General features: G+C 60.8%; 27 protein-coding genes and 5 tRNA genes. 11 read left to right on the forward strand and 21 right to left on the reverse strand.

Annotated features, from left to right (window positions below; genetic code table 11):
* Positions 1–60: 60 nt before the first annotated feature.
* The gene (locus K7431_RS16330; RefSeq protein ID WP_012722165.1) at positions 61–2,211 is read right to left on the reverse strand and encodes a DUF1631 domain-containing protein; all 2,151 of its coding nucleotides are present in this window, start codon (positions 2,209–2,211) and stop codon (positions 61–63) included.
* Between the two features lie 246 nt (positions 2,212–2,457).
* Here K7431_RS16330 and nadC point away from each other — a divergent pair, with 246 nt between their 5' ends.
* A complete protein-coding gene (gene nadC / locus K7431_RS16335) occupies positions 2,458–3,306 on the forward strand; it encodes a carboxylating nicotinate-nucleotide diphosphorylase (protein WP_012722164.1) in 849 nt (282 codons plus the stop codon).
* A gap of 574 nt (positions 3,307–3,880) precedes the next feature.
* Here nadC and K7431_RS16340 read toward each other — a convergent pair.
* From K7431_RS16340 to K7431_RS16355, 4 genes are all read right to left on the reverse strand, one after another.
* A complete protein-coding gene (locus K7431_RS16340) occupies positions 3,881–4,186 on the reverse strand; it encodes a DUF6388 family protein (RefSeq protein WP_012722163.1) in 306 nt (101 codons plus the stop codon).
* A 159-nt stretch (positions 4,187–4,345) separates the two neighbouring features.
* Positions 4,346–4,418, reverse strand: a tRNA-Thr gene (locus tag K7431_RS16345).
* A gap of 48 nt (positions 4,419–4,466) precedes the next feature.
* Positions 4,467–5,867, reverse strand: coding sequence for an O-antigen ligase family protein (locus K7431_RS16350; RefSeq protein ID WP_012722162.1), 1,401 nt, complete (start codon positions 5,865–5,867; stop codon positions 4,467–4,469).
* 36 nt (positions 5,868–5,903) lie between these two features.
* The gene (locus tag K7431_RS16355; RefSeq protein WP_043206123.1) at positions 5,904–6,317 is read right to left on the reverse strand and encodes a pilin; all 414 of its coding nucleotides are present in this window, start codon (positions 6,315–6,317) and stop codon (positions 5,904–5,906) included.
* 202 nt (positions 6,318–6,519) lie between these two features.
* Between K7431_RS16355 and K7431_RS16360 the strand changes: the two genes are divergently transcribed.
* From K7431_RS16360 to yacG, 4 genes are read left to right on the forward strand one after another with little or no spacing between them, the layout of a single operon-like run.
* Positions 6,520–7,728, forward strand: a complete 1,209-nt coding sequence (locus K7431_RS16360) for a type II secretion system F family protein (RefSeq protein ID WP_043204767.1) — start codon at positions 6,520–6,522, stop codon at positions 7,726–7,728.
* Positions 7,725–8,591 carry a prepilin peptidase gene (locus tag K7431_RS16365; RefSeq protein WP_012722159.1) on the forward strand — a complete coding sequence of 289 codons (867 nt, stop codon included), beginning with the start codon at positions 7,725–7,727 and terminating at the stop codon, positions 8,589–8,591. Before K7431_RS16360 ends, K7431_RS16365 begins: the two co-directional genes overlap by 4 nt.
* On the forward strand, positions 8,588–9,211 hold the full coding sequence (gene coaE, locus K7431_RS16370) for a dephospho-CoA kinase (protein ID WP_012722158.1): 624 nt from the start codon (positions 8,588–8,590) through the stop codon (positions 9,209–9,211). The genes K7431_RS16365 and coaE overlap by 4 nt, the downstream gene beginning before the upstream one ends.
* A complete protein-coding gene (gene yacG / locus K7431_RS16375; RefSeq protein ID WP_012722157.1) occupies positions 9,208–9,408 on the forward strand; it encodes a DNA gyrase inhibitor YacG in 201 nt (66 codons plus the stop codon). Before coaE ends, yacG begins: the two co-directional genes overlap by 4 nt.
* Here yacG and K7431_RS16380 read toward each other — a convergent pair.
* Complete coding sequence (locus K7431_RS16380) at positions 9,405–9,620, reverse strand: hypothetical protein (protein WP_012722156.1); 216 nt, start codon at positions 9,618–9,620, stop codon at positions 9,405–9,407. The genes yacG and K7431_RS16380 overlap by 4 nt on opposite strands.
* 75 nt (positions 9,621–9,695) lie before the next feature.
* On the reverse strand, positions 9,696–10,385 hold the full coding sequence (locus K7431_RS16385) for an energy-coupling factor ABC transporter permease (protein WP_012722155.1): 690 nt from the start codon (positions 10,383–10,385) through the stop codon (positions 9,696–9,698).
* A 104-nt stretch (positions 10,386–10,489) separates the two neighbouring features.
* Between K7431_RS16385 and K7431_RS16390 the strand changes: the two genes are divergently transcribed.
* From K7431_RS16390 to K7431_RS16400, 3 genes are read left to right on the forward strand one after another with little or no spacing between them, the layout of a single operon-like run.
* Positions 10,490–11,119 (forward strand): DUF1780 domain-containing protein, encoded by a 630-nt coding sequence (locus K7431_RS16390; RefSeq protein WP_010213242.1) that lies wholly within the window; start codon positions 10,490–10,492, stop codon positions 11,117–11,119.
* 54 nt (positions 11,120–11,173) lie between these two features.
* Positions 11,174–11,347, forward strand: a complete 174-nt coding sequence (locus K7431_RS16395; protein ID WP_012722154.1) for a DUF3094 family protein — start codon at positions 11,174–11,176, stop codon at positions 11,345–11,347.
* Between the two features lie 60 nt (positions 11,348–11,407).
* Positions 11,408–12,706, forward strand: coding sequence for an NAD(P)/FAD-dependent oxidoreductase (locus K7431_RS16400; protein ID WP_012722153.1), 1,299 nt, complete (start codon positions 11,408–11,410; stop codon positions 12,704–12,706).
* Positions 12,707–12,838: 132 nt separating this feature from the next.
* Here K7431_RS16400 and K7431_RS16405 read toward each other — a convergent pair.
* From K7431_RS16405 to rluD, 7 genes are all read right to left on the reverse strand, one after another.
* A tRNA-Pro gene (locus tag K7431_RS16405) sits at positions 12,839–12,915 on the reverse strand.
* A gap of 94 nt (positions 12,916–13,009) precedes the next feature.
* Positions 13,010–13,085: transfer RNA gene (locus tag K7431_RS16410), tRNA-Lys, on the reverse strand.
* A 5-nt stretch (positions 13,086–13,090) separates the two neighbouring features.
* A tRNA-Pro gene (locus K7431_RS16415) sits at positions 13,091–13,167 on the reverse strand.
* A 9-nt stretch (positions 13,168–13,176) separates the two neighbouring features.
* Positions 13,177–13,252: transfer RNA gene (locus K7431_RS16420), tRNA-Asn, on the reverse strand.
* 316 nt (positions 13,253–13,568) lie between these two features.
* Positions 13,569–16,133 (reverse strand): ATP-dependent chaperone ClpB, encoded by a 2,565-nt coding sequence (gene clpB / locus K7431_RS16425; RefSeq protein WP_012722152.1) that lies wholly within the window; start codon positions 16,131–16,133, stop codon positions 13,569–13,571.
* A 146-nt stretch (positions 16,134–16,279) separates the two neighbouring features.
* Positions 16,280–17,005 (reverse strand): peptidoglycan editing factor PgeF, encoded by a 726-nt coding sequence (gene pgeF / locus K7431_RS16430; protein WP_012722151.1) that lies wholly within the window; start codon positions 17,003–17,005, stop codon positions 16,280–16,282.
* Complete coding sequence (gene rluD, locus K7431_RS16435) at positions 17,002–17,964, reverse strand: 23S rRNA pseudouridine(1911/1915/1917) synthase RluD (RefSeq protein WP_010565584.1); 963 nt, start codon at positions 17,962–17,964, stop codon at positions 17,002–17,004. Before rluD ends, pgeF begins: the two co-directional genes overlap by 4 nt.
* Before the next feature lie 149 nt (positions 17,965–18,113).
* Here rluD and K7431_RS16440 point away from each other — a divergent pair, with 149 nt between their 5' ends.
* Positions 18,114–19,139, forward strand: a complete 1,026-nt coding sequence (locus K7431_RS16440) for an outer membrane protein assembly factor BamD (protein ID WP_012722150.1) — start codon at positions 18,114–18,116, stop codon at positions 19,137–19,139.
* Between the two features lie 123 nt (positions 19,140–19,262).
* Positions 19,263–19,496 carry a PP0621 family protein gene (locus tag K7431_RS16445; protein ID WP_012722149.1) on the forward strand — a complete coding sequence of 78 codons (234 nt, stop codon included), beginning with the start codon at positions 19,263–19,265 and terminating at the stop codon, positions 19,494–19,496.
* On the opposite strand, the gene thiO is transcribed toward K7431_RS16445, so the two are convergent.
* The 5 genes from thiO to pilV form a co-directional block, all read right to left on the reverse strand.
* Positions 19,483–20,592, reverse strand: coding sequence for a glycine oxidase ThiO (thiO, locus tag K7431_RS16450; protein WP_012722148.1), 1,110 nt, complete (start codon positions 20,590–20,592; stop codon positions 19,483–19,485). The genes K7431_RS16445 and thiO overlap by 14 nt on opposite strands.
* Before the next feature lie 62 nt (positions 20,593–20,654).
* Complete coding sequence (locus K7431_RS16455; protein ID WP_012722147.1) at positions 20,655–21,056, reverse strand: type IV pilin protein; 402 nt, start codon at positions 21,054–21,056, stop codon at positions 20,655–20,657.
* 22 nt (positions 21,057–21,078) lie between these two features.
* Entirely contained in the window at positions 21,079–21,609 is a 531-nt protein-coding gene (locus K7431_RS16460; protein WP_012722146.1) for a pilus assembly PilX family protein, read from the reverse strand.
* A 7-nt stretch (positions 21,610–21,616) separates the two neighbouring features.
* Positions 21,617–22,324, reverse strand: a complete 708-nt coding sequence (locus K7431_RS16465; RefSeq protein WP_012722145.1) for a prepilin-type N-terminal cleavage/methylation domain-containing protein — start codon at positions 22,322–22,324, stop codon at positions 21,617–21,619.
* Positions 22,321–22,806 (reverse strand): type IV pilus modification protein PilV, encoded by a 486-nt coding sequence (gene pilV / locus K7431_RS16470; protein ID WP_043204762.1) that lies wholly within the window; start codon positions 22,804–22,806, stop codon positions 22,321–22,323. Before pilV ends, K7431_RS16465 begins: the two co-directional genes overlap by 4 nt.
* Before the next feature lie 193 nt (positions 22,807–22,999).
* Between pilV and K7431_RS16475 the strand changes: the two genes are divergently transcribed.
* Positions 23,000–23,581, forward strand: coding sequence for a GspH/FimT family pseudopilin (locus tag K7431_RS16475; protein WP_012722143.1), 582 nt, complete (start codon positions 23,000–23,002; stop codon positions 23,579–23,581).
* On the opposite strand, the gene ispH is transcribed toward K7431_RS16475, so the two are convergent.
* Positions 23,535–24,482 carry a 4-hydroxy-3-methylbut-2-enyl diphosphate reductase gene (gene ispH, locus K7431_RS16480; RefSeq protein ID WP_012722142.1) on the reverse strand — a complete coding sequence of 316 codons (948 nt, stop codon included), beginning with the start codon at positions 24,480–24,482 and terminating at the stop codon, positions 23,535–23,537. The genes K7431_RS16475 and ispH overlap by 47 nt on opposite strands.
* A gap of 181 nt (positions 24,483–24,663) precedes the next feature.
* Complete coding sequence (gene fkpB, locus K7431_RS16485) at positions 24,664–25,101, reverse strand: FKBP-type peptidyl-prolyl cis-trans isomerase (protein WP_173390393.1); 438 nt, start codon at positions 25,099–25,101, stop codon at positions 24,664–24,666.

Below are 25,101 nucleotides of genomic sequence, written 5' to 3' on the forward strand. Positions count from 1 at the left end.
CAGGTTCCTTGAATGAGACAAAGTCTGACCAGTATGCCGCGTTCGCCCCTCCGGTTGCGATCACTTGCCGTGATTGAGTTGCCGCAACTTGCCCACTACCGCGGCCAACGCGCGCTCGAACAGCGGTCCGTCATCCAGGGTATGCAGCACGCCACGCTTGAACGCCAAGGCCAACTGGCCGGCGCTTTTCTCCAAGACCTTGAGCCCCGTGCGACTGGTAAAAATATACGTATGGGCTGGCGCCATAATCGCCGTCAACTTGCACCGCAGCGCGTTGGCGCCGTCTTCCTGGAACACCACCCAGCCTCCCACCTTGAGTTGATGGGCCCTGAGCAGGTCGGGGTCGTTGTCCGGCAAGTCGATGACCTGATCGGAGGACGTTGCGCTGAGTACAAACGGCTCGCGCACTTCGATCAACTCATCAACGCCTTCAGGCGCCTGGACATGCAGGGCCTGCAAGCGCACAAAAAACTCTCGCGTGCTGAAGGGGTCGAACGCCGCGCTGGTCAGACCGTCGCGCAACGCCTTGAGCAAACCGGGCAGTTGCTCGAGTAAATGGCGCCCGGCTTCGGTGTCTTGTTGCAAGCTGACGCTCCAGATCAGCTCGTCCATGGTGCGCAGGCCCGCTTGCCATTGCACTGACTGCTCGCCGTGTTTGAGGCTGGCCAGCAACAGCACCTGGCTCCAGGCCTGCTGCAGGAACTGCACGACCGGACGCGGCAGGACCTTGCCTAACAGCCGTTTATTCAGCACATCGGCCACGCGCTGGCGGGCGGCTTCGGTGCGCACGCGCCCGGCTTCGGCATCGCGGGTGTGCTGTTCAAGCAAGTCGCTGCGCCGCCGTTCATCGGCGGTAAACGCGCTGAACTCCGCGAGCAATTGGGAAAAAATCGCCGGATCTTCGACGAACTCATTGAGCAAGCGCTGCACCACCTGCTCAATGCGCAGGTAGAGGTGGTCACGCTGGTAGTCATCACGCGGGCTGCTGCCCATGGCGGCCGCCGCGATTTCATTGAGCAGGCGCCGCGCCGGGTGGCTGGGGTGGCTGAAAAAGCTTTTGTCCACCACCGCTACTTTCAGCATCGGGATCTGCAGGCGGCCGATCAGGGCCTTGAAGGCATGGGGTATGGCGCGGTCGTTGAGGATGAATTCGAACAGCAGCGCAATCAGGTTGATCACGTCTTCGTCAGCCGCCTCCACCACCCGCGACTTACCACTCTTGACGCTGACTCGGGTGAGCAACTGCTCAAGCTGGTTACGCAGGTCGAAATCGTCCTCGGCCTCAGGCTCCGGCACGTACTGCTGCAAGTGGGAGAGCAGGCGCAACAGGTCACGGGTGGCAATGGGCAGCGGTTCGGCGCTGGCTTCAAGCGTCGGCGCCACACTGCCGCGTACCACTGTCAGCAATGGCTGGAGCGCGGCGAAGGCTTGCTGGCCATTTTCGTCGACGAGCGGGTCGGCGGCCGACGAGGTTTCTTCAGGCGGGAGTTCACGCCCCGCACGCCCCTCGATGCGGCGGCAAGGTACGGCCTTGAGTTCAGGCAATACACCCGTCGCGACCAGCAATTGGTTGGCTTCGCCGTAGAGCTGGTCGGCATCGCTGAGCACGTATTTTTCAAACAACTTGAGCATGATCAGTTTGACGCGGATCTCCACGCCCAGGCTGCGCCCCGCGCGCAGGAAAAACTCACACAGCAGTGCCGGACCCAAAGGGTTCTCACGCTCATCCAGGCGGTTGCCCAGCAAAGCGCTCAAGCGCGCCGTGAGTTGCCCGAGGGCCAGGCCGTCACGGTGCCGCACCCGCCCCAGCATGGCTTCAAGCGCTACGGCTTTCTCCAGGTCATCCTTGGAAGACCCCGGCACCGCGTCATAGGAAACCACGGGCACCAGTTGCAATTCCCCTCGCCCCGCCTGGCCCAGGCTGGCAAAAGCTCCGAACAGTTGCTCCATGAACACGCGTTCGAAATTCTTGCGCTTGAGGCGCAGGTCGCGCATGGCTTCAAAGAAAATATGGTGATCGAGGTTGTTGCGTGCCTTGTCGGCCATTTCGAACAACGTGTCGTCAGCGTTATCGAACAGGTCCTGCAGACCTTGTTGAAGCTGTTGCGCGGCCTTGTCGCGCAGCTGCTGCAACACCACCGGCAGGCGGGCGAGCGGCGATGGCGTAGCGTGTGCCTTGTTGATTGGCACCACCTTTCCGTCATTGTGCATCCTGGCCTCCTGAAACGGCGGTATTGGGGTGGGGAAACATCGGGTACGGGCCCCGTCGGGAACCAGAAATAACCGCTTATCCTCAAGACGTCAAAGCTATGACGCCAATTGCAAGGCGCGAGATTATCTTGCAAATGAGGGGGGTTGCGCCAGCAAACTCTGCCATTACGCGGTAAATGAGTGGTGAGCCTGGGTTCGAACGCACACTGCCCCTATAATCGGGGCACTTTGTCTGTGGAGCCTGTTATGCCGAATCTCCGTCTTGCCGACCTCACCGCCGAAATCGAAGCCAACGTGCGCCGCGCACTGCTGGAAGACATCGGCAGCGGCGACATCACTGCGCAGTTGATCCCGGCCGAACGGCTGGCCACGGCCACCATCATTACCCGTGACGCGGCGGTTATCGCCGGTACAGCCTGGGTGGATGCGGTCTTCCGCCAACTGGACCCGCGGGTCGCCGTGCATTGGCAGGTGGCCGACGGTGAACGCGTCAGCCCCAACCAGGCGCTGTTCCACCTTGAAGGCCCGGCGCGCTCGCTGCTGAGCGGCGAACGTTGTGCACTGAATTTCCTGCAACTGCTGTCCGGCGTCGCCACACGCGCCCAATTCCTGGCGGATTTTGTCGCCAGCACCCAGGTCAAGCTGCTGGATACCCGCAAGACTTTGCCGGGCCTGCGTCTGGCGCAGAAGTACGCAGTCACCTGCGGGGGCTGCCACAACCACCGTATCGGTTTATATGACGCGTTCCTGATCAAGGAAAACCATATCGCAGCCTGCGGCGGCATTGCCCAGGCGATCACGGCCGCCCACAAGATCGCACCCGGCAAGCCGGTGGAAATCGAAGTGGAAAGCCTGGAGGAACTGCGCGAAGCCCTGGCGGCAGGCGCCGACATCATCATGCTCGATGAGTTGAGCCTGGACGATATGCGTGAAGCCGTGCGCCTGAACGGCGGCAAGGCCAAGCTGGAGGCCAGCGGCGGGATCAATGAAAGCACCCTGCTGCCGATTGCAGAGACCGGGGTGGACTACATCTCGATCGGCGCGATGACCAAGGATGTGAAGGCAGTGGACTTGTCGATGCGCCTCAGTATCTAGCACCTTCGAAATGCGAGTGTGGTGAGCGGGCTTGCCCCGCGCTGGGGTGCGTAGCAGCCCTAACGAGGCCGCCGCGTTTTGTCAGGTAGAACGGGGTGGCAGGTGTTGGGGCCGCTTCGCACCCCAGCGCGGGGCAAGCCCGCTCACTACAACGGCGTTTGAGTGACCAGGTCATTCATCTTGCAATGCTATGCACCTTAGTATCCAGCGCGTTCGAAGTGCATGTGTGGTGAGCGGGCTTGCCCCGCGCTGGGCTGCGTAGCAGCCCCAATAAGGCCGCCGCGTTTTGTCAGGCAGAACGGGGTGGCAGGTGTTGGGGCTGCTTCGCAGCCCAGCGCGGGGCAAGCCCGCTCACTACAACGGCGTTTGAATGACCAGGTCATTCATCTCGCAATACTATGCACCTTAGTATCCAGGGCGCTCGAAATGCGTGCGTGGTGAGCGGGCTTGCCCCGCGCTGGGGTGCGTAGCAGCCCCAAGAAGGCCGCCGCGTTTTGTCAGGTAGAACGGGGTGGTAGGTGTTGGGGCCGCTTCGCAGCCCAGCGCGGGGCAAGCCCGCTCACTACAACGGCGTTTAAACGACTAGGTCATTCATCTCGCAATACTCTTCCCACTCGACACCCAGCACCTCGGCCGCCTCTCTATGCAAGGCCAGCCGTGCCGATTCGAACTCTTCCGGTGTCGATGTGTACTTGAGGGTCAGCTCCCAGGGCTGGTAGCCCTGGCTTTCGGCCTCGTCCTCGAATGCCCACTGAATCTGGTCGCGCTGGTCATCGGCGCTCAGGTCCTTGATCTCTTCTTTAAGCTGCGGCGATTCCTCAAGGTATTTCTCGAGGGCTGCTTGATGCCGAACTTCCTGGGTCATTTCAGTCGTGGTCATGTCGTTCTCTTAGATCGAGGAATGGGGATGCATCTGGGTCATCAAGGTTGCGCAGATACAAAAGAGCGGGCGCAAATGCCGGCTCGTCTGGCCTTCAGAACCATTCTGGGATCATCTGAAAACATTGCCTTTGAAACGGTGGAACCTTTGTTGCCTTTTTGCCCGAGACAGGAATCGAACCTGCGACCTTCGCGTTACGAGTGCGCTGCTCTACCGACTGAGCTACACGGGCGGTGGGCTAAAGCTAGCACCGCATCGGAAGTCCGGCAACTTGCCGCCGTCAGCGAGCAATCACCCCTTGGGCCCAGAAGCGTGGCTGAAGGTAAGTGCCATGGGCGTCCAGGTACTGCTGCTGGGCTTGCTTGATGTGAGGTACGTCACGCACAGCGATCACGATCAACAGACCAACGGCCAACACGCTCAGTGTTTTCCATATACCCCAGGCGAATGACCGCTCGACACCGACAGCGGTTCGCCACACATGCAGCGCCATCAACCAGCCCACCACCAGCGCCAACCAGACTTGAGAGTTGGGCATCACCATCACACCGTCGACCATCGATTGCACCAACGCACCGATCAGCGCGGCAAACAGACACAGCCGCAGCAGGTCTGCACGTTCGGCGCACTGCGCACGCTCACGCAGTACCCCGAGCGTGGCCCACCCGCCTCGCCACGCCAAAACCGTAACGCACAGCGCCGATGGCGCCCCCCATTCACTGGCCCACTGCAGGATGGCCTGGTGGGGGTGAGCGGCAATCTTGTTGGCAACATCGGCAAAATGCATCGGCCCGAACCCCAGCCATGGCCTCTCGACGAGCATGTGCCAGGCCTGCCACCAGATCGGGCCGCGCCCCGACAGCGAGGTGGTGAGGCGATCGCCGGCAGCATTGGCAATCTCGATCCCGAGGTAATCCGCCAACACCGCAAACACCAGCCAATACAGCAACAACCCGCCAAGCACTGCGGCGAGTTGCCAACCCAACCAGCGTCGGCCCCATGGCCCCAGCACTGCCAACACCCCACCCGCCGCGCCCATGCCGAGCCAGGTGCCACGCGTGCCGCCGCCGATCGCGATCATCCACCACACGCACAGCAACGCAAACACTGCAGCTTTGAGCGAGCGGGAGAGCGTGGGGATCAACAAGGGCAGCGCCAGCAGCGGCAGAGTGAACGTCTGGAATTGGCCGTAGAAGCGTTTGTTGGAAAAGCCCGACAGCAACAGGTCAGGATCCAGCGTCCGCTCGGCACCGGCGAACGCAAGCACGCCCGCATACACGTATTGAACCGACTTGATCAGGCACAGCAGCACCACCACCATGATCAAGACGCGATCCAAAGACTCGCCCCCGTGACGACGCAGCAAGGCAAACGCCACGGCAATCGCCCCGCAACTGACAAACAACGCCACTTCGGCAAACGCCCAGAGGGACTGATGGGCCAGCGCTGATGACACCAGGCCCAGCACGATAATGAGCGTCAGGCCCAGTGCGGTGGGCCGGTCCGTCAACCGTTCAACCCGGACGACCGACAGCCCGTACAGCACCGCGCAGAACCCGACGGCGATCTGCATCGCCCGTTGCAAATCATGCCCACTGAACGGTGCACAAATCCCGACAACCAGCAGACACACCACTGTGACCAGAAAAATACTGCCGCGCTGCTGTACGGATAACGACATCGGCCACCTCTTACGTCCATGTTGTCGGTTCAGCACTTATGCCCCGTCGGCGCCGCAGCCCTTGGCGACATATTTTGCGTCGGCGGTGGTGGTGCATTTCCAACCGGTGGTGGCATTGCGCGTCAGGCTGATGGTCTTGCCCAGCACCGGCGCTGGAGCGTCGAGTATTTCGCAGCTGATAGAGCCCGCACCCGTGCCTACATCGCCTGCCACGTCGATCTTGCAGTTGGCTGTCGGGCTGGTGCCGCCGATCAATGCGAGGGTCGGTACGGTGCCCTGGTTGAGGGTGTCTTCGTACCCGGGTTTCAACGCAGTGATTTCAGCCAGGCCTGCGGTGAACTTGGCCTTGGCCTGGTGGGTGGTGTACATGGGCAGGCCAATGGTGGCCAAAATGCCAATGATTGCCACGACGATCAACAGCTCGATCAGGGTAAAACCTTTTTGACGTATCACATTCACTCTCCAGGATAGAACTCATGACAAGGCGCGTCCTGCGCCCCGTATTTTGCAGCGGCGCCAGTGTACTCATCCGCAGGCGGTCAAGCGCCTGCAAGACGCACATTCTGACATTTTATCCTGCACTGCCAGCGTGTCCGAAGTCGTCACCTGACTACGCTATAAATCTTCGACGACCTCTGTGCGGAACCGTGACATGGACAACGCTGCAACGATCTACGCCTGGGAAGGCATCAACCGCAAAGGACGCAGGGTGTCCGGGCAAACCACGGGGCACAACCTTGCCCTGGTCAAGGCTCAGTTGCGCCGGCAAGGCATCAGCCCAGGGGCTGTGCACAAGAAATCCGCCTTGCTACCGAGCCTCGCGCCGTCGATCAAATCGGCGGACATCACCCTGCTAACTCGACAGCTGGCCACGCTGCTGAAGGCTGGAATCCCACTTCTACAAGCCTTCGACATTATCGGTGAAGGCTTCGAAAGCCGCCCTGTGCGCGAGCTGGTGCAGGGGTTGAAACAGGCAATCGCCGCCGGCACCAGCCTGGCCGAGGCGCTGCGCAAACAACCGCGCTATTTCGATGAGCTGTACTGCAACCTGGTGGCCGCCGGCGAACAGGCTGGCGCACTTGAAACGCTGCTGGAGCGCGTGGCGATCCACCGCGAAAAGAGCGAGCAGCTACGGGCCAGGATCAAAAAGGCCATGACCTATCCGATCGCAGTCCTGGTGGTCGCCAGCCTGGTCACCGGCGTGCTGCTGATACAGGTAGTGCCACAGTTCCAGAGTTTGTTCGCCGGGGTCGACGGCAAGCTGCCCGAGTTTACCTTGCAGGTCATCGCCCTCTCCGAGTTCACGCAAAAAGCCTGGTGGGTCGTGGCCCTGGGCATGCTTGCCGGAGGCTTGGGGTGGCGCCAAGCGTATCGCACCTTCCCTGATTTTCGTCTGCGGGTAGACGCCGGTTTGTTGAAAGCGCCCCTGGCAGGCAAACTGCTGAAAAAATCCGCAGTGGCCCGCTACGCCCGTACGCTTTCCACCACCTTCGCCGCCGGTGTTCCATTGGTGCAGGCGCTGGATTCAGTGGCCGGCGCCGCAGGGTCGGGGCCATTCAGACAGGCAATCGAGCACATGCGACATGATGTATCCACCGGTATGCAATTGAATCAATCCATGGCCGCCAGCGGCCTGTTTCCCGGCATGGCGATCCAGATGACGGCCATCGGCGAAGAGTCGGGCACGTTGGACCGCATGCTGGAAAAAGTCGCCAACCATTACGAGGCTGATGTGGACAACCTGGTCGATAACCTCACCAGCCTGATGGAACCGCTGATCATGGTGGTATTGGGGGGCATCGTCGGCGCGCTGGTGATCGCCATGTACCTGCCGGTCTTTCAGTTGGGGAGCGCGTTTTGAACCTGCTATTGGTTGAGCAGCCCTGGGCTTTTGTGGCGATGGCCGGGGTGCTGGGGCTGATCGTCGGCAGTTTTCTCAACGTGCTGGTGTGGCGCCTGCCGAAAATGCTCGAACGGGAATGGCGCGCCCAGGCCCACGAAGTGCTCGGCTTGCCCGCTGAGCCTGCCGGGCCGACCTACAACCTGATGCACCCCAACTCCTGCTGCCCGCACTGCAACCATCCGATACGCCCATGGGAAAATATCCCGTTGCTCAGTTACCTGTTTCTGCGCGGCCGCTGCGCCCATTGCCAAGGCCCGATCAGCGCCCGCTATCCACTCACTGAACTGGCGTGCGGGTTGATCTCGGCCTGGGTGGCCTGGCATTTCGGCTTTGGCTGGCAGGCGGGCGCGATGCTGGTGCTGAGTTGGGGCTTGTTGGCGATGAGCCTGATCGATGCCGACCATCAACTGTTGCCGGATGCGCTGGTGATGCCGCTGCTCTGGCTGGGACTGATCGTCAACGCGCTTGGCCTGCTGACGACGCTACCCGATGCCCTCTGGGGCGCGGTTATCGGGTACATGAGCCTGTGGAGCGTATTCTGGCTGTTCAAGCTGGCCACCGGCAAGGACGGCATGGGCCACGGCGACTTCAAGCTGCTGGCACTGCTCGGTGCCTGGGGTGGCTGGCAGATCCTGCCGATGACACTGCTGATATCGTCGCTGGTCGGGGTGTTCGTGGGCTTGATCCTGATGCGCCTGCGCAAGGCCCGGGCGTCGACACCGATGCCGTTTGGTCCGTATCTGGCAATTGCCGGCTGGATTGCATTGCTCTGGGGTGGTCAAATAACCGACTTCTATTTGCAGTCTGTCGGTTTCAGATGACCACTTCTGTTGCAACACCCTGGATTCTAGGCCTCACCGGCGGCATCGGCAGCGGTAAAAGCGCAGCGGCCCAGCACTTTATCGACCTGGGGATCGACCTGGTGGACGCCGACCACGCGGCGCGCTGGGTGGTCGAACCTGGCCGGCCGGCACTGGCGCGCATCGCCGAGCATTTTGGTGCCGGCGTGCTGCAGCCGGACGGCCAGTTGGACCGAGGGGCATTGCGCAAGCTGATCTTTGAAGTACCCGAAGAGCGCCGCTGGCTCGAAGCCTTGCTGCACCCGCTGATTGGCGATGAGATTCGTAGCCATCTGGCGCGCGCGAAGTCGCCTTACGCGATACTGGTGTCGCCGCTGCTGATCGAGTCCGGCCAGTACAGCATGACCCAGCGCATCCTGGTGATCGACGTGCCGCAATCGCTGCAGATTCAGCGTACCCTGCAGCGCGACGGCATCAGCGAACAACAGGTGCAGGCGATCCTCAAGGCGCAATCCAGCCGCGAAGACCGCTTGAACCATGCCGATGACGTGCTGGTCAACGACCAGGACCTTGCCTGGCTGCACAGCGAGGTCGAGCGACTGCACCACTTTTACCTTACTTTGCGTGGAGGCCGATCATGAGCCAACCCTTGACCGTCGACTGCCCAACCTGCGGCGCCCCCGTGGAATGGACAGCGGCCAACCTCAACCGGCCGTTCTGCTCGGACCGCTGCAAACTCATCGACCTGGGCGCCTGGGCCGCTGAGGAACATAAGATTCCGGTGGCCCCGGATGCCGAAGACGAGCTGTTTTCCGAAGACCTTCCGCCGCGTCACTAAGGGCGCATAAAGGCATATTCCTGCTGGTCGTCGAGGTTTTCTGCAAGGTATTGCAGCTCGTCGGCCAGGTCTTCAAAGCTGCGCACGCCCTTGCTCTGCTGCACCACCGCGCTGAGCATGGCGCGCAGGGTCAAGCCTGGGTCAAAACCGATTTCCAGCGCCGCATCCTGGCTTCTGCGCAACTCCTGCCGTGCCCACTCATACACACTCATGATCTGTGCTCCCGCCTTGCCTAGGAAAATTTCGCAGAGCATGGGCCTGCTCGGCCGGGCGGGATTTGATCTGGGTCAACGCTCTGAATCGCCGTCCTTCCAGGGTGCCGAGAGGTAGCGCGTGCGGTTGAAAGTCTCCAGCCATTCCGGGCAAAACACCACCAAGGCGCTGATGACCATGCCGTTGATGAAGGCTTCGGGAAAGATGATCAGCCACAGATAACCGACGAAATCCTCCAGCCATTCCGGCATGGCAAAACGGCCGTCGAGCCACAAAAGCCCCAACCCTAGTAGCAGGCACAGCAGCGCCGACAGCGCGGCCGCGAAAAAACCGGAACAGAAGATATACACAAAGGGATTGCGTGGCTGCGCACGCTCGACCAGCAGCGCGCAGGCTTCGGTGACCAGCACCGGCAGCACGATCAGCAGCAGGCCGTTGACGCCAAGTGCTGCAAGGTCCTGGCGCCCCAGCGCCATCAGACCCAACTGGGCGGCAAAGCCGCCGACGATGGCCAGGGGCCAATCCAGCAGCAGCGTCACGGCAGTCATGCCGATAAAGTGGTAGGACACCCCCGTATCAAAATCCCGCCGTACCAGCCACAGCATGAACAACGCGAACACGGTGCCGAACAGCAGATGCTGGCGCCGTCGGTCGGCAAACAGTTCGACCCAAGGTGAACGCAAGATGGCCCACGCCACCACAGGTGCGTACAACAGCCAGCCGATGCCCATTGTTGTCGGCGCCAACATGGCGGCACTGATCACGGCAGTACTCCCCCTGCGTCGGACATTAGTCGGATGATCAGTCTACACCGACGTTTCACAAGGGTACTTCCTGCGGTCATCATTTGGGCGCTAAGCTGCTAGCTATGGATGACTCTGATTACTTGCGCCTGCTCACCGTAGCGGCCGAACAAGCCAATGCGTTCTTGTCCAATGCCCGCAAATGGGAGCGTGAGCGTTGGGTCTGCCAGCGCCTGCTGCAAGGCTTGAACGTGCCCTACCGGGCCGAAGAATTCCACGCCGCCGGGCAAGAGCCCCCGGATGTGCTGTTTCGCGATGCCAGCTTCGAGGTGTTTTTCGTGCTGGACGAGGGCCGACGCTTGAATGACGAATGGCGCGACGAGTTGCTGCGCCGACGCAGCGCGTTCTCCCTGAGCCAGTTGGTGCGGCGCGAAGCCAAGCCGCGACGCATCCCGGCCCATGAGTTCTTACTGCGCCTGGCGCCAACGCTGCGCAAGAAGGCTCATAACTACAAAGAGCGCGGCATGGACCTGGGGGAGCTGGATATCGTCGCCTTCACCAGCCTCAAGCGCGAAGTGCTCGACCTCAATAGCCACTTCCCGCCACCGACGGAATACCTGCGCCAGGGCTGGCGCTCACTGTCGCTGGTGGGGCCGACTTTCGCACGGGTGTTGTTCGCCCATCCGGATGCGCCGGATTTCTTGCGCAACAACCTGGGCCGCAGCATAGTGTTCGACGTGGGTATCAGCCTCTGAGCCCCCGGACTGTAACGTGGCGCCCTTTTGCAACGTCTACCTGACGAGGCCTTTATGACCAGCCGCCTGAACCCCGATGACCAACAGCATGTCGAAGAGTACCTGCAACTCTCCCAGAACCAAGTCGAGCGTAAGCCTTTCCGGCCGTGGCTGCTCCTTGGTGTGGTGTTGGCAGTGGTGATCGGCCTCGGCTTGCTGAGTCGCCTTTTGAGTTACCTGACGCTATGAGCTGCCTGGCGCTCGCGGGGGTAACTGCTCCGATTTCTTTTAGCCTTGCGAGATATCCCCATGACCCATCGTATTATTATCGTCGGCGGCGGCGCCGGCGGCCTGGAGTTGGCTACCCGCCTGGGTAAGACTCTGGGCAAGCGCGGCACCGCCAGTATCACGCTGGTGGACGCCAACCTGACCCATATCTGGAAGCCCTTGCTGCACGAAGTGGCAGCCGGTTCGCTGAACTCTTCGGAAGACGAACTCAATTATGTCGCCCAGGCCAAATGGAACCACTTCGAGTTCCAACTGGGGCGCATGAGCGGGCTCGACCGCGAACAGAAGAAGATCCAGCTGGCCGCCACCCTCGACGAAGAAGGCCGTGAGCTGGTGCCCGCGCGGGTACTGGGCTATGACAGCCTGGTGATCGCAGTCGGCAGCACTACCAACGATTTCGGTACCGAAGGCGCAGCGCAACATTGCCTGTTCCTCGACACCCGCAAACAGGCCGAGCGCTTCCACCAGCAATTGCTCAACCACTACCTGCGCGCCCATGCCGGGCAGACGGATGTGGTGGAAAAGATCAGCGTCGCCATCGTCGGCGCAGGGGCTACGGGGGTCGAACTGGCCGCCGAACTGCATAACGCCGCCCATGAGCTGGCCGCCTACGGCCTGGACCGCATCAAACCGGAAAACATGCACATCACCCTGATCGAAGCCGGCCCGCGGGTACTGCCTGCGCTGCCGGAGCGGATCGGCGTGCCGGTGCATAAAACCCTGGAGAAGCTTGGGGTGACGGTGCTGACCAACTCCGCGGTCAGCGAAGTGACTGCCGATGCGCTGATCACCAGCAGCGGCCAGGTCATCCCTGCGAGCCTCAAGGTATGGGCGGCCGGTATTCGCGCGCCAGGTTTCCTCAAGGACATCGATGGCTTGGAAACCAACCGCATCAACCAATTGCAAGTGCTGCCGACGCTGCAAACTACCCGCGACGAAAACATCTTCGCCTTCGGTGATTGCGCCGCCTGCCCGCAAGCGGGCACCGACCGTAACGTGCCACCACGGGCCCAAGCAGCTCACCAGCAAGCTTCACTGTTGGCCAAGTCGCTGAAATTGCGCATCGAGGGCAAGGACCTGCCGTCGTACAAGTACACCGACTATGGGTCGCTGATCTCGCTGTCGCGGTTCTCGGCGGTGGGCAACTTGATGGGCAACCTCACCGGCAGCGTAATGCTGGAGGGCTGGTTGGCGCGGATGTTCTACGTGTCGCTGTACCGCATGCACCAGATGGCGCTGTATGGGGTCTTCCGCACAGCGATGCTGATGCTGGGCAGCAAGATTGGGCGCGGGACTGAACCACGTCTTAAATTGCACTGATAACTCGGTCTCGGATGGGACCTTGTAAAGGTGGGAGGGGGTTTGCCCCCTCCCACATTTGCTTTGCGGTGAGTTCAGGATTTACGCGCACAAAAAAAATCCCCGTATCTTTCGATACGAGGATTTTTAATATGGTCGGGGTAAGGGGATTCGAACTCCTGACATCCTGCTCCCAAAGCAGGCGCGCTACCGGACTGCGCTATACCCCGGTAAAAAAAAGGCGACCTCTCAGTCGCCTTCTTCGATCAGCGCTTTTGGCCTCTGATCTTAAGATTCGATTCCAGCGTTAACTGGTCTCAAAAATGGTGGGTCGTGTGGGATTCGAACCTACGACCAATTGGTTAAAAGCCAACTGCTCTACCAACTGAGCTAACGACCCAAATATGGTCGGGGTAAGGGGATTCGAACTCCTGACATCCTGCTCCCAAAGCAGGCGCGCTACCGGACTGCGCTATACCCCGGTTTGAAATTGGCTCCGTGACCAGGACTCGAACCTGGGACCCAATGATTAACAGTCATTTGCTCTACCGACTGAGCTATCACGGAACTACATATTTCAAAGTGTTACTTATTTCAAAGCATTTTTACTGCGGTGTAACCTTCTCTTCGACCTTTCCGTATCGCTACGTTCGTGTCTCTGAGGCGCGCTATTCTACAATCTTAAAAAACCCTGTCAACCCTTTAAATTGCTTTTAAGACAATGATTTGCGCTTGTTTCTGATTTCTTCTTGGGGAGAAGAAACCCGTGGGCTGACGTTGCTGCGGGGCGCACTTTACAAGCCTTTGCCTTACAGTTCAACGCCCTATCGAAAAAAAAGGCCTCGCAAAGCGAGGCCTTCTCTTATTACCCAGCAGTTGGGGCTCAGTGGAAGACGATTTCGTCGTTTTCCACCGTTGCCGTAACGCTGGTCCCTGGCATAAAGCTGCCCGACAGGATCAGCTGGGCCAACGGGTTCTCGATCCAGCGCTGGATCGCACGTTTCAACGGCCGTGCGCCATACACCGGGTCGTAACCCACCGCGATCAGCTTGTCCAACGCCTCCTGGCTCAGGTCCAGCGACAACTCGCGCTCGGTCAGACGCCCACGCAGACGACCCAGTTGGATCTCGGTGATGCCCGCAATCTGATCCCGTGCCAAAGGCTCAAAGATCACCACTTCATCGACCCGGTTAATGAATTCCGGGCGGAAGTGCGTGGTCAACGCATCCATCACCGCCGCACGCTGGGCTTCACGGTCGCCCACCAGTTCCTGGATCTGCGCCGAGCCCAGGTTGGAGGTCATCACGATCACCGTGTTGCGGAAGTCCACCGTACGCCCGTGGCTGTCGGTCAGGCGGCCATCCTCCAGCACTTGCAAGAGGATGTTGAACACATCCGGGTGCGCCTTCTCGACCTCATCCAGCAGGATCACCGAGTAAGGCTTACGCCGCACGGCTTCGGTCAGGTAACCGCCCTCCTCGTAGCCCACATAGCCTGGTGGAGCGCCAATCAGGCGAGCCACCGAGTGCTTCTCCATGAACTCAGACATGTCGATTCGCACCATGGCCTCTTCAGTATCAAAGAGGAACTCGGCCAAGGCCTTGCACAGCTCGGTCTTACCCACACCGGTCGGGCCGAGGAACATGAACGAGCCGCTCGGACGATTCGGGTCGGACAAGCCGGCCCGGGAGCGCCGCACCGCATTGGACACCGCCACCACGGCCTCTTCCTGACCGATGACACGCTGGTGCAACAGGCTTTCCATTTTCAGCAGCTTGTCGCGCTCGCCTTCGAGCATCTTCGACACCGGGATACCGGTCCACTTGGAGACGACTTCGGCAATTTCTTCCTCGGTCACCTTGCTGCGCAGCAATTGGTTCTCGCTTTTGCCGTGCTGGTCGACCATCTGCAGGCTGCGCTCCAGGTCCGGGATCACCCCGTACTGCAATTCGGCCATGCGGTTCAGGTCGCCTTTACGGCGGGCAGCTTCGAGTTCCTGCCGCGACTGCTCGATCTTTTGCTGGATCTGGGCAGAGCCCTGTACTTCGGCTTTTTCCGAGGTCCAGATTTCTTCCAGGTCCGAATACTCACGTTCCAGGCGGACGATTTCTTCCTGGAGTTTTTCCAGGCGTTTCTTCGCCGCGTCGTCTTCTTCTTTCTTCAGGGCCTGGGACTCAACTTTAAGTTGAATCAGGCGCCGGTCCAGACGGTCGAGCACTTCCGGCTTGGAGTCGATTTCCATGCGGATACGGCTGGCCGCTTCGTCGATCAAGTCGATGGCCTTGTCTGGCAACTGACGGTCAGTGATATAGCGATGGCTCAATTTGGCCGCCGCAATGATCGCGCCATCGGTGATCGCCACCTTGTGGTGGACCTCATAACGCTCTTTCAGGCCACGCAGGATGGCAATGGTGTCTTCTTCGCTCGGCTCTTCCACAAGCACTTTCTGGAAGCGACGCTCAAGGGCCGCGTCCTTTTCAATGTACTGGCGGTATTCGTTGAGCGTGGTCGCACCGACGCAGTGCAACTCACCGCGCGCCAAAGCGGGTTTGAGCATGTTGCCGGCGTCCATCGAGCCTTCGCCTTTACCGGCACCGACCATGGTGTGCAGTTCGTCGATAAACAGAATGATCTGCCCTTCCTGCTTCGACAGCTCATTGAGCAGGGATTTCAGGCGTTCTTCGAACTCGCCACGGAACTTGGCACCGGCGATCAACGACCCCATGTCCAGGGACAGCAGGCGCTTGCCTTTGAGGCCGTCCGGCACTTCACCGTTGATGATGCGCTGGGCCAGACCTTCGGCAATCGCGGTTTTACCCACGCCAGGCTCACCGATCAATACCGGGTTGTTCTTGGTACGACGTTGCAGCACTTGGATGGTGCGACGGATTTCATCGTCACGGCCGATCACCGGGTCAAGCTTGCCCTCTTCGGCGCGCTTGGTCAGGTCAACGGTGTATTTATCCAGGGCCTGGCGCGACTCCTCGTGGTTGGGGTCGTTCACCGCATCGCCGCCACGCAGGTTGTTGATGGCGTTTTCCAGGGCTTTCTTGCTCACGCCCTGACCCAGCAACAACTTGCCGAGCTTGCTGTTCTCGTCCATGGCGGCGAGCAGCACCAGTTCACTGGAAATGAACTGGTCACCTTTCTGCTGGGCCAGGCGGTCTGCCTGGTTAAGCAGGCGCGCCAGATCCTGCGACATATTCACGTCGCCAGTAGGATTTTGGATTTTCGGCAGTTGGTCGAGCTCTTTGCTCAACTCCTTGCGCAGGCTGTTGACGTCAAAGCCCACCTGCATCAGCAAGGGTTTGATAGAACCACCTTGCTGCTCCAGAAGCGCCTGCATCAAGTGCGCAGGCTCAATGGCCGGGTGGTCGAGGCCCACCGCCAAGGATTGAGAGTCAGACAGTGCCAACTGCAATTTGCTGGTTAAACGATCAATACGCATTAGTCACCTTCCTTTTGAGCAGGCCGGAGCTATAAAACATCCTGAATGAAGAAACCTGCCAGATACCCCTATAGATGGGGAGGATTCTGCAAGATTCAAGCGAGCGATGGTCGATATGGACCGGGCTTGACCCAGGTCAAGAGAGTCTAGCGTTCAAGCCAGATAAGCGAGGCAAAACGTCCGGTGCGGGGGCTGCGCCGGTAGGAAAAGAAGCGCGGGTCGGTCACCGTGCAGAACCCACCACCATAAACAGCTGTGACACCGCGCGCGGCGAGGCGCAAACGGGCGAGCTTATAGATGTCGGCCATGAACTTGCCGGGGTTGCGGCTGGGCACAAAGGCTTCGGCAGTGGCCGGCAGTTGCTGCATGAAGGCTTCACGCACTTCCGGGCCGACTTCAAAAGCTTGCGGACCAATCGCCGGGCCGAGCCAGACCAATACGTCATCAGGCTGGGCATCGAGGCTTTCGAACGCCGCTTCCAGGACGCCCGCCGCCAGCCCACGCCAACCGGCATGAGCAGCAGCCACACGGGTACCAGCACGGTTGCAGAACAACGCAGGCAGGCAATCGGCGGTCATGGAGGTGCAGGCGATGCCGGGGGTGCTGGTCCAACTGCCATCCGCTTCGGGGGTGCGCGACGGATCGGCCTCAACCACGGTGATTCCGTGGACTTGGCGCAACCAGGCAGGCTGTATGTCGAATACATCGGTCAGACGACGGCGATTTTCAAGGACGGCCTCCAGGCTGTCCTCGACATGATCGCCCAGGTTGAGGCTGTCGAACGGCGCCAGGCTGACGCCGCCCGCACGCGTAGTGACGCAGGCTTTGACCTGGGCCGGCGCGGGCCAGTCAGGTATCAGCCAGTCACTCACCCGACAAACGCCTCGCGATCCTGCTTGAGCAACGACAACAACCAGACCAGATCGTCCGGCAGAGGCGATTCCCAGCTCATCCGCTTACCGCTCGTCGGATGGTCCAGCTCCAGGAAGCGTGCGTGCAGTGCCTGGCGCGGGAAGGTTTTCAACGACTCGACCATAGTTGCGCTGGCCGCCGGTGGAATACGGAAGCGCCCGCCATAGGCCGGATCACCGACCAACGGGAAGTTGATATGCGCCATATGGACGCGAATCTGGTGGGTACGCCCGGTCTCCAGCTTGACCCGCACATGGGTGTGGGAGCGGAAACGCTCGAGCACACGGTAGTGGCTCACGGCCTGCTTGCCGCCCTCCATCACCGCCATACGCTGGCGCTGCTGGCCGTGACGACCGATTGGCGCGTTGATCTTGCCACCCGCCACCACCACGCCGATCACGATGCATTCATAGATCCGGCTGACGCTGCGGCTCTGCAATTGTGTGACCAACTGCGTCTGAGCCTGAATGGTCTTGGCCACCACCATCAAGCCGGTGGTGTCCTTGTCCAGACGGTGCACGATGCCGCAGCGCGGGACGTTGATGATGTCCGGCACATGGTGCAACAGGGCATTGAGCAAGGTGCCATCAGCGTGCCCGGCCGCCGGGTGAACCACCAGGCCTGCGGGTTTGTTGATGACCAGGATGTCGTCGTCTTCATAGACGATATCCAGCTCGATGTCTTGGGCGACCCATTCTCCCTGGGCTTCCTGCTCGGCAGTCAGCTCAAGAATCGCACCGCCATGGACTATGTCTCGCGGGCGGATAACCGCTCCATCCACAGTCAGGCGGCCGTCTTTGATCCAGGCGGAAAGGCGCGAGCGCGAGTGCTCAGCGAATAATTGTGCGGCGACTTGATCGAGGCGTTGGCCGCCCAATTCGGACGGCACCTCTGCGCGAAGTTCAATTTTATCGGACATGCTCAGACTAGGCGTGGCGTAGCCTTTGGTTTCGGCTGCGCGCTTGTGGTTAAATACGGCGTCTTTTGCCCCGAGGCTTTCAACGGGGCGCTCATCATAACAGGACGGCCCCGCCCAAGACAGCGGCCGTCATAGGGACGCAAGCCGCCATGCAAGTGAAACACCTGCTGCTGATCGCCATCCTCGCCATGACTGCTGCTTGCTCGTCAACAAAGGACGTCGTCGACGAAAACCTGAGCGAAGTCGAGTTGTACCAACTGGCTCAGAAAGACCTGGACAACAATAGCTACACCAGCGCCACAGCGAAGCTGAAGGCACTGGAGTCGCGCTATCCGTTCGGGCGTTATGCCGACCAGGCCCAGCTCGAACTGATCTACGCCAACTACAAGAACGCCGAGCCGGAAGCCGCCAAGTCCGCCGCCGAGCGTTTCATCCGCCTGCATCCGCAGCACCCGAACGTCGACTACGCCTACTACATGAAGGGCCTGACTTCGTTCGACCAGGACGTCGGCCTGCTGGCGCGCTTCCTGCCGCTGGACATGACCAAGCGTGACCCGGGCGCTGCCCGCGACTCCTACAACGAGTTCGCCCAGCTGACCAGCCGCTACCCCAACAGCCGCTACGCGCCGGACGCCAAGCAGCGCATGATCTACCTGCGCAACCTGCTGGCGTCCTACGAGATCCACGTGGCCCACTACTACCTGACGCGTCAGGCCTACGTAGCAGCCGCCAACCGTGGCCGTTATGTTGTCGAAAACTTCCAGGAAACCCCTTCCGTGGGTGATGGCCTGGCCGTGATGACCGAGGCTTACCAGCGTCTGCACCTGGACGAGCTGGCCAGCACCAGCCTGGAAACCCTCAAGCTCAACTACCCGGACCACCCAAGCCTGAAAGACGGCCAGTTCGTGCCTCAGGTTGCTGAAGCCGACAACCGTTCGTGGCTGAGCAAGTACACCCTGGGCCTGATCGAGTCCCGTCCACCGCTGCCGCCGGGCGAAACCCGCGCCAACCAGGACGTGATCAAGCAGTTCCAGGACGCCAAGGAAGCCATTCCTTCGGAGCTCAAGCCCCACGACGAGAACGGCGACGTAATCGAAGAGGAAGAGCCACAAGCCCAGGGCAACAACCAGGATCGCTCGTGGTTCAGCTACATGACCTTCGGTGTGTTCGACTGATTGCACCCTGCGTCATCAAAAGGAGCCTTTCGAGGCTCCTTTTTTGTGGGCGGTATTATTGCGCTGTGCGCCTGACACGTCCTTGGCTAAACTGGCGCATTCCTCGTCGAGAAACTGCCCATCATGCTTCGTTTATTGTTCTGGATTGCCGTCATTGCCGCCGCAGTATGGTTCTGGCGCAAATTCAAAAGCCCGGCCGCTAGACAGCAACGCGCCAGTGAACCCGGCGCTGCCCTGATGGTGCGCTGCGCCCACTGCGGCGTGCACTTGCCGCAGGATCGCGCCTTGAGCTCACGCCAGGAGTGGTATTGCACCCAGGCGCACCTGGAGCAAGGGCCGAAGTCTATCCAGCGTTGATCCGACCTTCGGGTGCATAAGGCGCCGGGTCGATGATCGGCGCACGCATCAGCAGCAAATCGGCAAACAACTGGCAGGACGCCGGCGCGAGCACCAGGCCGTTGCGGTAATGCCCGCAGTTGAGCCACAACCCCTTGAAGCCCGGCACCGGGCCGATGTAAGGAATGCCCTCCGGCGAACCGGGGCGCAATCCGGCCCAATGCCCGACGACTTCGGCGTCCGCCAGCGCGGGAATCAACTCCACCGCTGACGCCTTGAGGCTTTCAAGCGCCTTGTCGGTGGGCGTCTTATCGAAACCTTCGTGCTCCAGAGTACTGCCGATCAGGATATGCCCGTCACGCCGAGGGATTGCATAACGCCCCTTGGCCAGCACCATGCTCGACAAGAAATCCGAGGCGCATTTGTACAGAATCATCTGGCCTTTAACTGGCTCCACCGGAAGCGACAAACCCAGGGTGCCAAGCAACTCACCGCTCCAGGCTCCCGCCGCCAGTACCACCTGGTCGCCAAGAACCGGGCCCTGCGCCGTGTTCACACCCACCACGCTACCGGCGTCCACGACAAACCCGGTCACTTCGCACTGCTCATGAAGGGTCACGCCGGGTAACGCCAGCAGCGCTGCCTTGAGGGATTTGACCAAGCGCGGGTTGCGCACATTGGCGACGTTGGCCATATAGATCGCCTGGGAATACCCGCCACCCAGCACCGGAACGGCGTCATGGGCGGCCGAGATGTCCACTTTACTCAGTGGACGGCCTTCCCGTGCCGCCCAGGCCAGGGCTTCGGCTTCGTCGTCCAGGTCCAGCCAGTACAGCCCTGTGGTGTGCACCTCTGGGTCGACACCCGTCGCAGCAAACAAGTGCTCCGCCAGCTGTGGATAAAAATCCTGTGACCAATGGGCCAGCGCCGTGACCGCCGGGCTATAGCGCCACGGATACAAGGGCGAGACGATGCCACCACCGGCCCAGGATGACTCCTGCCCCAATCCCGCGCGCTCCAGCAGCACAACCGCCTGCCCTTGGGTGGCCAGGTTGAACGCCGTCAACAAGCCGATGACTCCGCCACCGACAATCACCACTTGCTGTTGCTTAGCCATCATTTGATCCAGCCGATAAATAGGAACAAGCGCGCCCGGCGCCCAATCATCCAGAACCCTCATCATTGCCCCCAGCACAGCTTGCGGGACATGTCAGGTGCCGCGCCCGGATTCGTCCGCGCGCCCGTGCCGGTCAGACCGTAGTCGCCGCAAGGGTCACCGGCCATCACCGAATCGACGACCGGCGTGGCCAGCAGCTGAAAATCCTGGGGGTTCAATGCAGCGGTGATTCTATAGCGATCATTGCCCCCACTGACGCTGCTTGCGTCAATAAAAGTGCCGTTCCTCGCATAAAATCGCTCCAGGTAGTGAGCCTGCTCGGTCAATAGAGCGACGATCTCAGCGCGATACACCTTTTTGAGATGGCCGGTATACCCAGGGTAAGCAATCCCGGCCACGACCGCGGTGATCGCCACGGCGATGAGTAGCTCGATCAGGGTAAAGCCTTGGCTGTCCATGCCCATTCCAATTGCTCCTTATGTGCGTCTATTGAAGTTGTCGCCATGCCACTCGCCGAAAACGCGAATTGCCCTCCTGTTCTGTCCGCGCGTAGACGCTCTCCAATACTGTGCGCAATTGGCCGCTTAGCCCGACTGCCGTCACTCGATACACCGCCGCCGGCGTTTGCGGTGGCAGGTGCGCCAGCCCTACAGCCGGCCCCAGGAATTGAATGCCGTACAGACCGCCTGTCAGCGCAACCCAGGTGACGCCCGAACCAGAGTCCACTCCGGGCGCAAGCACCGAAAAGGCCGCCTGCGGTGGCGCACAGGTGACAATCGACCGGCACAAGGGCAGTGTCGAAAATGACTGTTGTATCGCTGACTCTCCGCGCCTCAAGCCAGTCTCGGCACTTTGCAGCGACTGATTACGGTGCCAGAGGCTGCCCGTGATCTTTTGCTGAATGACCGCGCCCTGCATCGATGACAAACCGATCATCGACAACAGCAACAGGAACACCAGGCTGATCAGCAGCACCATGCCGGCCTGGCGGAAACGAATCGCCTTTGTGAGCACCATGGCCGCCCTACTTCACACGGTTACGCAGCGCCGCCACGACGCTGTAGGTTTGATCTTTGACCCGGCCGCCCGGGTCTTGCAGGGTCATCAGGATGCGGACACTGCGTATCAGCGACGCGTCGGCCGGCCTGGCGTCGTAGCGCTCCACCTCCATCGAGGTGGGCTTGGCGGCCACGCCAAAACTGAGATCGAACGCCTGCACGTTATCCACCAGTACCGCCTTGGCGGGCGAGGCAGGCGTGCTGACCTTCAATTGGCCCGCTTCGAAGGTGTAGGTCAGCTGACGCAGTGCAAAACGGATCTGTCCGGGGGCAGGCGCGGGGGCGTTTCCGGTATAGGCCTGGGCGGTCCCGGTGCAATCGGACAACACCGTCCAGTCCGGCTTACCATTGCCATCGCCGACATCCGTGGTCACCAGCGTCAGCGATTGTGAATCCCCCCCGACACTCCAGCTGACCGGCCGATCAAAAGCCGGTGGAGCATTCTCGATAAACCCGGTGGCCAAACAGCCAAACATGCCCGCCTGACGGATATCCTGGAGCAACTTACCCAGCACAAACCGCGCATCATCCTGCAGCAACAGAGCGGCCTGCTGGCTGGCTTGGGTGGTGCTGGAGTTGATCGCCACCTGGCTGACACCGAGGACCAGCACCAACCCCAAGGCCAGAGCCAGCAGCAACTCCACCAGGCTGAAACCTCGAGCTCGCCGCCTCACTGCGCCACCGCCGGCTCATCGCCTATGCGGCTGGTCAGGGTGAAGGTTTCCCGGGCACCCGGCCTGTTTGTGCCTCGACTGTCGTCCCAGCTGATACTGACGACCACCTCACGCCCACTGACCGACACCGAGCCTTTGGCGCTCTCCCCGGCAAATCCGAGAATATTGGCCTCGAAATCGTGCAGGTCCAGGTCGCGCACGTTGGCGGTAGCGGTATTGGCCAGCGCACGCTCAGCTCGACCCCACGTGTAATCGGCGGCGGCATTGGCGCGGATTCGGTCGAGCATGTCGTAGGCAATGAAACTGGCCTGGCTGGTCATTCTGGAACTGTCCGTGTATTTGAGCGCATTGAGCTGGATCACCGCCGCGCCCAGCAGGCCGATGGCCAGAATCAGTACCGAGACCAGCACCTCGATCAGCGTCATGCCGGTTTGTTGCCGGGTTAAGGCGTGGGGCAAACAGGTGTTCGTGCAGACAAGCATTACCGTCGTCATCCGTGTCGAGGTCCGAAAAAGAGCAGGTGAAACCTGCTGTGCGGCCCAAGACTAGCGCCGGTTTTTCGCCTGCGCTGCTCCAGGAACAAAGGGAAATACTTTGGACGTAAAGGCCATCATTCAACGCTATCGCTTGAGCGCTATACCTAGGGCTGCACCCACATCCACGGAGGGATGACACATGCAGCAACGAGGCTTCACCCTGATCGAACTGCTGCTCGGACTGATCGTGAGTGGCATCCTGGCCAACCTGGCAGTGCCGAGCTTCAAGAGCCTGTTGGAATCACAGCAGCGATACAGTGCGGCGCAATCCTTGGCCGGCGGGCTACGCTACGCACGCGCCGAGGCCGTCGCACGCAACCGCCCGGTGGTCATTCACGCATTGGAAGATGATTGGAGCCTGGGTTGGCGGGTAATCGTGGATGTCAGCGGACGCGGCCACTTGGACGATGACAACCCGGTGCTGCTGGAGCGCCAAGACAGTGGGCGGGGTCCGATCGTGGGCAATGGACCGCTCAAGAGCCAGGTTCGCTTCAGCGGCCTGGGCGAGCCGATATTTTCAGGCGGCGGATTCCGTGCCGGCACTGTGCATGTGTGCGCCAAGGAGCAGGCGCAGAGCCTGCATCAGATCGTGCTGGCGCCCAGCGGACGGATCAGCCTGCGCAGCGACAGTGCCGAGCAGGCGCTGTGCCGGAATCAATCCGGCAGCCGGGCACTCAGAGCAATGAGCGAACCCGCAGTTCCTTGGGCATGGAGAACGTGATGTTCTCCTCGCGGCCGGCCAGTTCATCAGCACCGGTCGCCCCCCAGGCGTGCAATTGCTGGATAACACCGCGCACCAGCACTTCGGGGGCCGAAGCGCCTGCCGTGATGCCGATACGCTCGACCCCATCGAACCAGCTGCGTTGCATGTCTTCAGCGCCGTCGATCAGGTACGCAGGCGTTGCCATGCGCTCAGCCAACTCACGCAGGCGGTTGGAGTTGGAGCTGTTGGGGCTGCCGACAACCAGGACCACATCGCATTCATCGGCCAGTTGCTTGACCGCGTCCTGTCGGTTCTGGGTGGCGTAGCAAATATCGTCCTTGCGCGGCCCGCCGATGGCCGGGAAGCGACTGCGCAGCGCGTCGATCACGCGGCTGGTGTCGTCCATGGACAGGGTGGTCTGGGTCACGAATGCCAGGCGCTCGGGGTTCTGCACCTGCAGGTTGGCGACGTCTTTTTCGTCTTCCACCAAGTAAATGGCGCCGCCATTGCTGGCGTCGTACTGGCCCATGGTGCCTTCGACTTCCGGGTGGCCGGCGTGGCCGATCAGGATGCACTCGCGACCGTCACGGCTGTAGCGTGCGACCTCGATATGGACCTTGGTGACCAGTGGGCAGGTGGCATCGAAGACTTTCAGGCCACGGCCTGCCGCTTCGGTACGCACTGCCTGGGACACACCGTGGGCGCTGAAAATGACGATAACGTCATCCGGCACCTGGTCCAGCTCTTCGACAAAGATGGCGCCGCGGGCGCGCAGGTCTTCGACCACGAATTTATTGTGGACGACTTCATGGCGCACATAAATCGGCGGCCCGAAGACTTCCAGGGCGCGGTTGACGATTTCAATCGCCCGGTCCACGCCAGCGCAGAAGCCACGGGGGTTGGCGAGTTTGATTTGCATGCTGTGCCTCGTGTCTTGCAGCCGTTTTGGGTCAGGCGTGACGCTAACCCAACTGACAATGAAGATCAAAGGTGGGAGGGGGCTTACCCCCGATGGCGGTGGGTCAGTCACAGATGCACTGACTGACACCCAGCTATCGGGGGGCAAGCCCCCTCCCACATTTTCTGAACTGCGTCGTTGATCAGATCGCTTTAACGTCGATGATTTCAACGTCGAACGTCAAGGTTTTACCGGCCAACGGGTGGTTGAAGTCGATGGTCACTTGCGCGTCATCGAAGGTTTTCACCACACCGGGCAGCTCGGTATTCGCCGCATCGTTGAAGATCACCAGCAGGCCTTCCGACAAGTCCATGTCCTGGAACTGCGAACGCGGGATGATCTGCACGTTTTGCGGGTTGGGCTGGCCAAAGGCGTTTTCCGGCAGGATCTGCAAGGTGCGCTTGTCGCCCGCCTTGAAGCCGAACAGGGCCGCTTCGAAACCCGGCAGCAGGTTGCCATCACCGACCTTGAAGGTCGCCGGGGCTTTGTCGAACGTGCTGTCGACCGTGTCGCCATTCTCAAGGCGCAATGCAAAATGCAAAGTGACTTCCGTGTTCTGGCCGATACGTTGCTCAGCCAA

The sequence above is a fragment of the Pseudomonas fluorescens group sp. genome (assembly GCF_020093335.1).
GTDB lineage: Bacteria > Pseudomonadota > Gammaproteobacteria > Pseudomonadales > Pseudomonadaceae > Aquipseudomonas > Aquipseudomonas petroselini.

Bases quoted from the DNA above. Each gene is read 5' to 3' on its own strand.
- K7431_RS16330 (WP_012722165.1), bottom strand. From the start codon at position 2,211: ATGCACAATGACGGAAAGGTGGTGCCAATCAACAAGGCACACGCTACG.
- nadC (WP_012722164.1), top strand. From the start codon at position 2,458: ATGCCGAATCTCCGTCTTGCCGACCTCACCGCCGAAATCGAAGCCAAC.
- K7431_RS16340 (WP_012722163.1), bottom strand. From the start codon at position 4,186: ATGACCACGACTGAAATGACCCAGGAAGTTCGGCATCAAGCAGCCCTC.
- K7431_RS16350 (WP_012722162.1), bottom strand. From the start codon at position 5,867: ATGTCGTTATCCGTACAGCAGCGCGGCAGTATTTTTCTGGTCACAGTG.
- K7431_RS16360 (WP_043204767.1), top strand. From the start codon at position 6,520: ATGGACAACGCTGCAACGATCTACGCCTGGGAAGGCATCAACCGCAAA.
- coaE (WP_012722158.1), top strand. From the start codon at position 8,588: ATGACCACTTCTGTTGCAACACCCTGGATTCTAGGCCTCACCGGCGGC.
- yacG (WP_012722157.1), top strand. From the start codon at position 9,208: ATGAGCCAACCCTTGACCGTCGACTGCCCAACCTGCGGCGCCCCCGTG.
- K7431_RS16380 (WP_012722156.1), bottom strand. From the start codon at position 9,620: ATGAGTGTGTATGAGTGGGCACGGCAGGAGTTGCGCAGAAGCCAGGAT.
- K7431_RS16390 (WP_010213242.1), top strand. From the start codon at position 10,490: ATGGATGACTCTGATTACTTGCGCCTGCTCACCGTAGCGGCCGAACAA.
- K7431_RS16395 (WP_012722154.1), top strand. From the start codon at position 11,174: ATGACCAGCCGCCTGAACCCCGATGACCAACAGCATGTCGAAGAGTAC.
- K7431_RS16400 (WP_012722153.1), top strand. From the start codon at position 11,408: ATGACCCATCGTATTATTATCGTCGGCGGCGGCGCCGGCGGCCTGGAG.
- clpB (WP_012722152.1), bottom strand. From the start codon at position 16,133: ATGCGTATTGATCGTTTAACCAGCAAATTGCAGTTGGCACTGTCTGAC.
- rluD (WP_010565584.1), bottom strand. From the start codon at position 17,964: ATGTCCGATAAAATTGAACTTCGCGCAGAGGTGCCGTCCGAATTGGGC.
- K7431_RS16440 (WP_012722150.1), top strand. From the start codon at position 18,114: ATGCAAGTGAAACACCTGCTGCTGATCGCCATCCTCGCCATGACTGCT.
- K7431_RS16445 (WP_012722149.1), top strand. From the start codon at position 19,263: ATGCTTCGTTTATTGTTCTGGATTGCCGTCATTGCCGCCGCAGTATGG.
- thiO (WP_012722148.1), bottom strand. From the start codon at position 20,592: ATGGCTAAGCAACAGCAAGTGGTGATTGTCGGTGGCGGAGTCATCGGC.
- K7431_RS16455 (WP_012722147.1), bottom strand. From the start codon at position 21,056: ATGGGCATGGACAGCCAAGGCTTTACCCTGATCGAGCTACTCATCGCC.
- K7431_RS16460 (WP_012722146.1), bottom strand. From the start codon at position 21,609: ATGGTGCTCACAAAGGCGATTCGTTTCCGCCAGGCCGGCATGGTGCTG.
- pilV (WP_043204762.1), bottom strand. From the start codon at position 22,806: ATGCTTGTCTGCACGAACACCTGTTTGCCCCACGCCTTAACCCGGCAA.
- K7431_RS16475 (WP_012722143.1), top strand. From the start codon at position 23,000: ATGCAGCAACGAGGCTTCACCCTGATCGAACTGCTGCTCGGACTGATC.
- ispH (WP_012722142.1), bottom strand. From the start codon at position 24,482: ATGCAAATCAAACTCGCCAACCCCCGTGGCTTCTGCGCTGGCGTGGAC.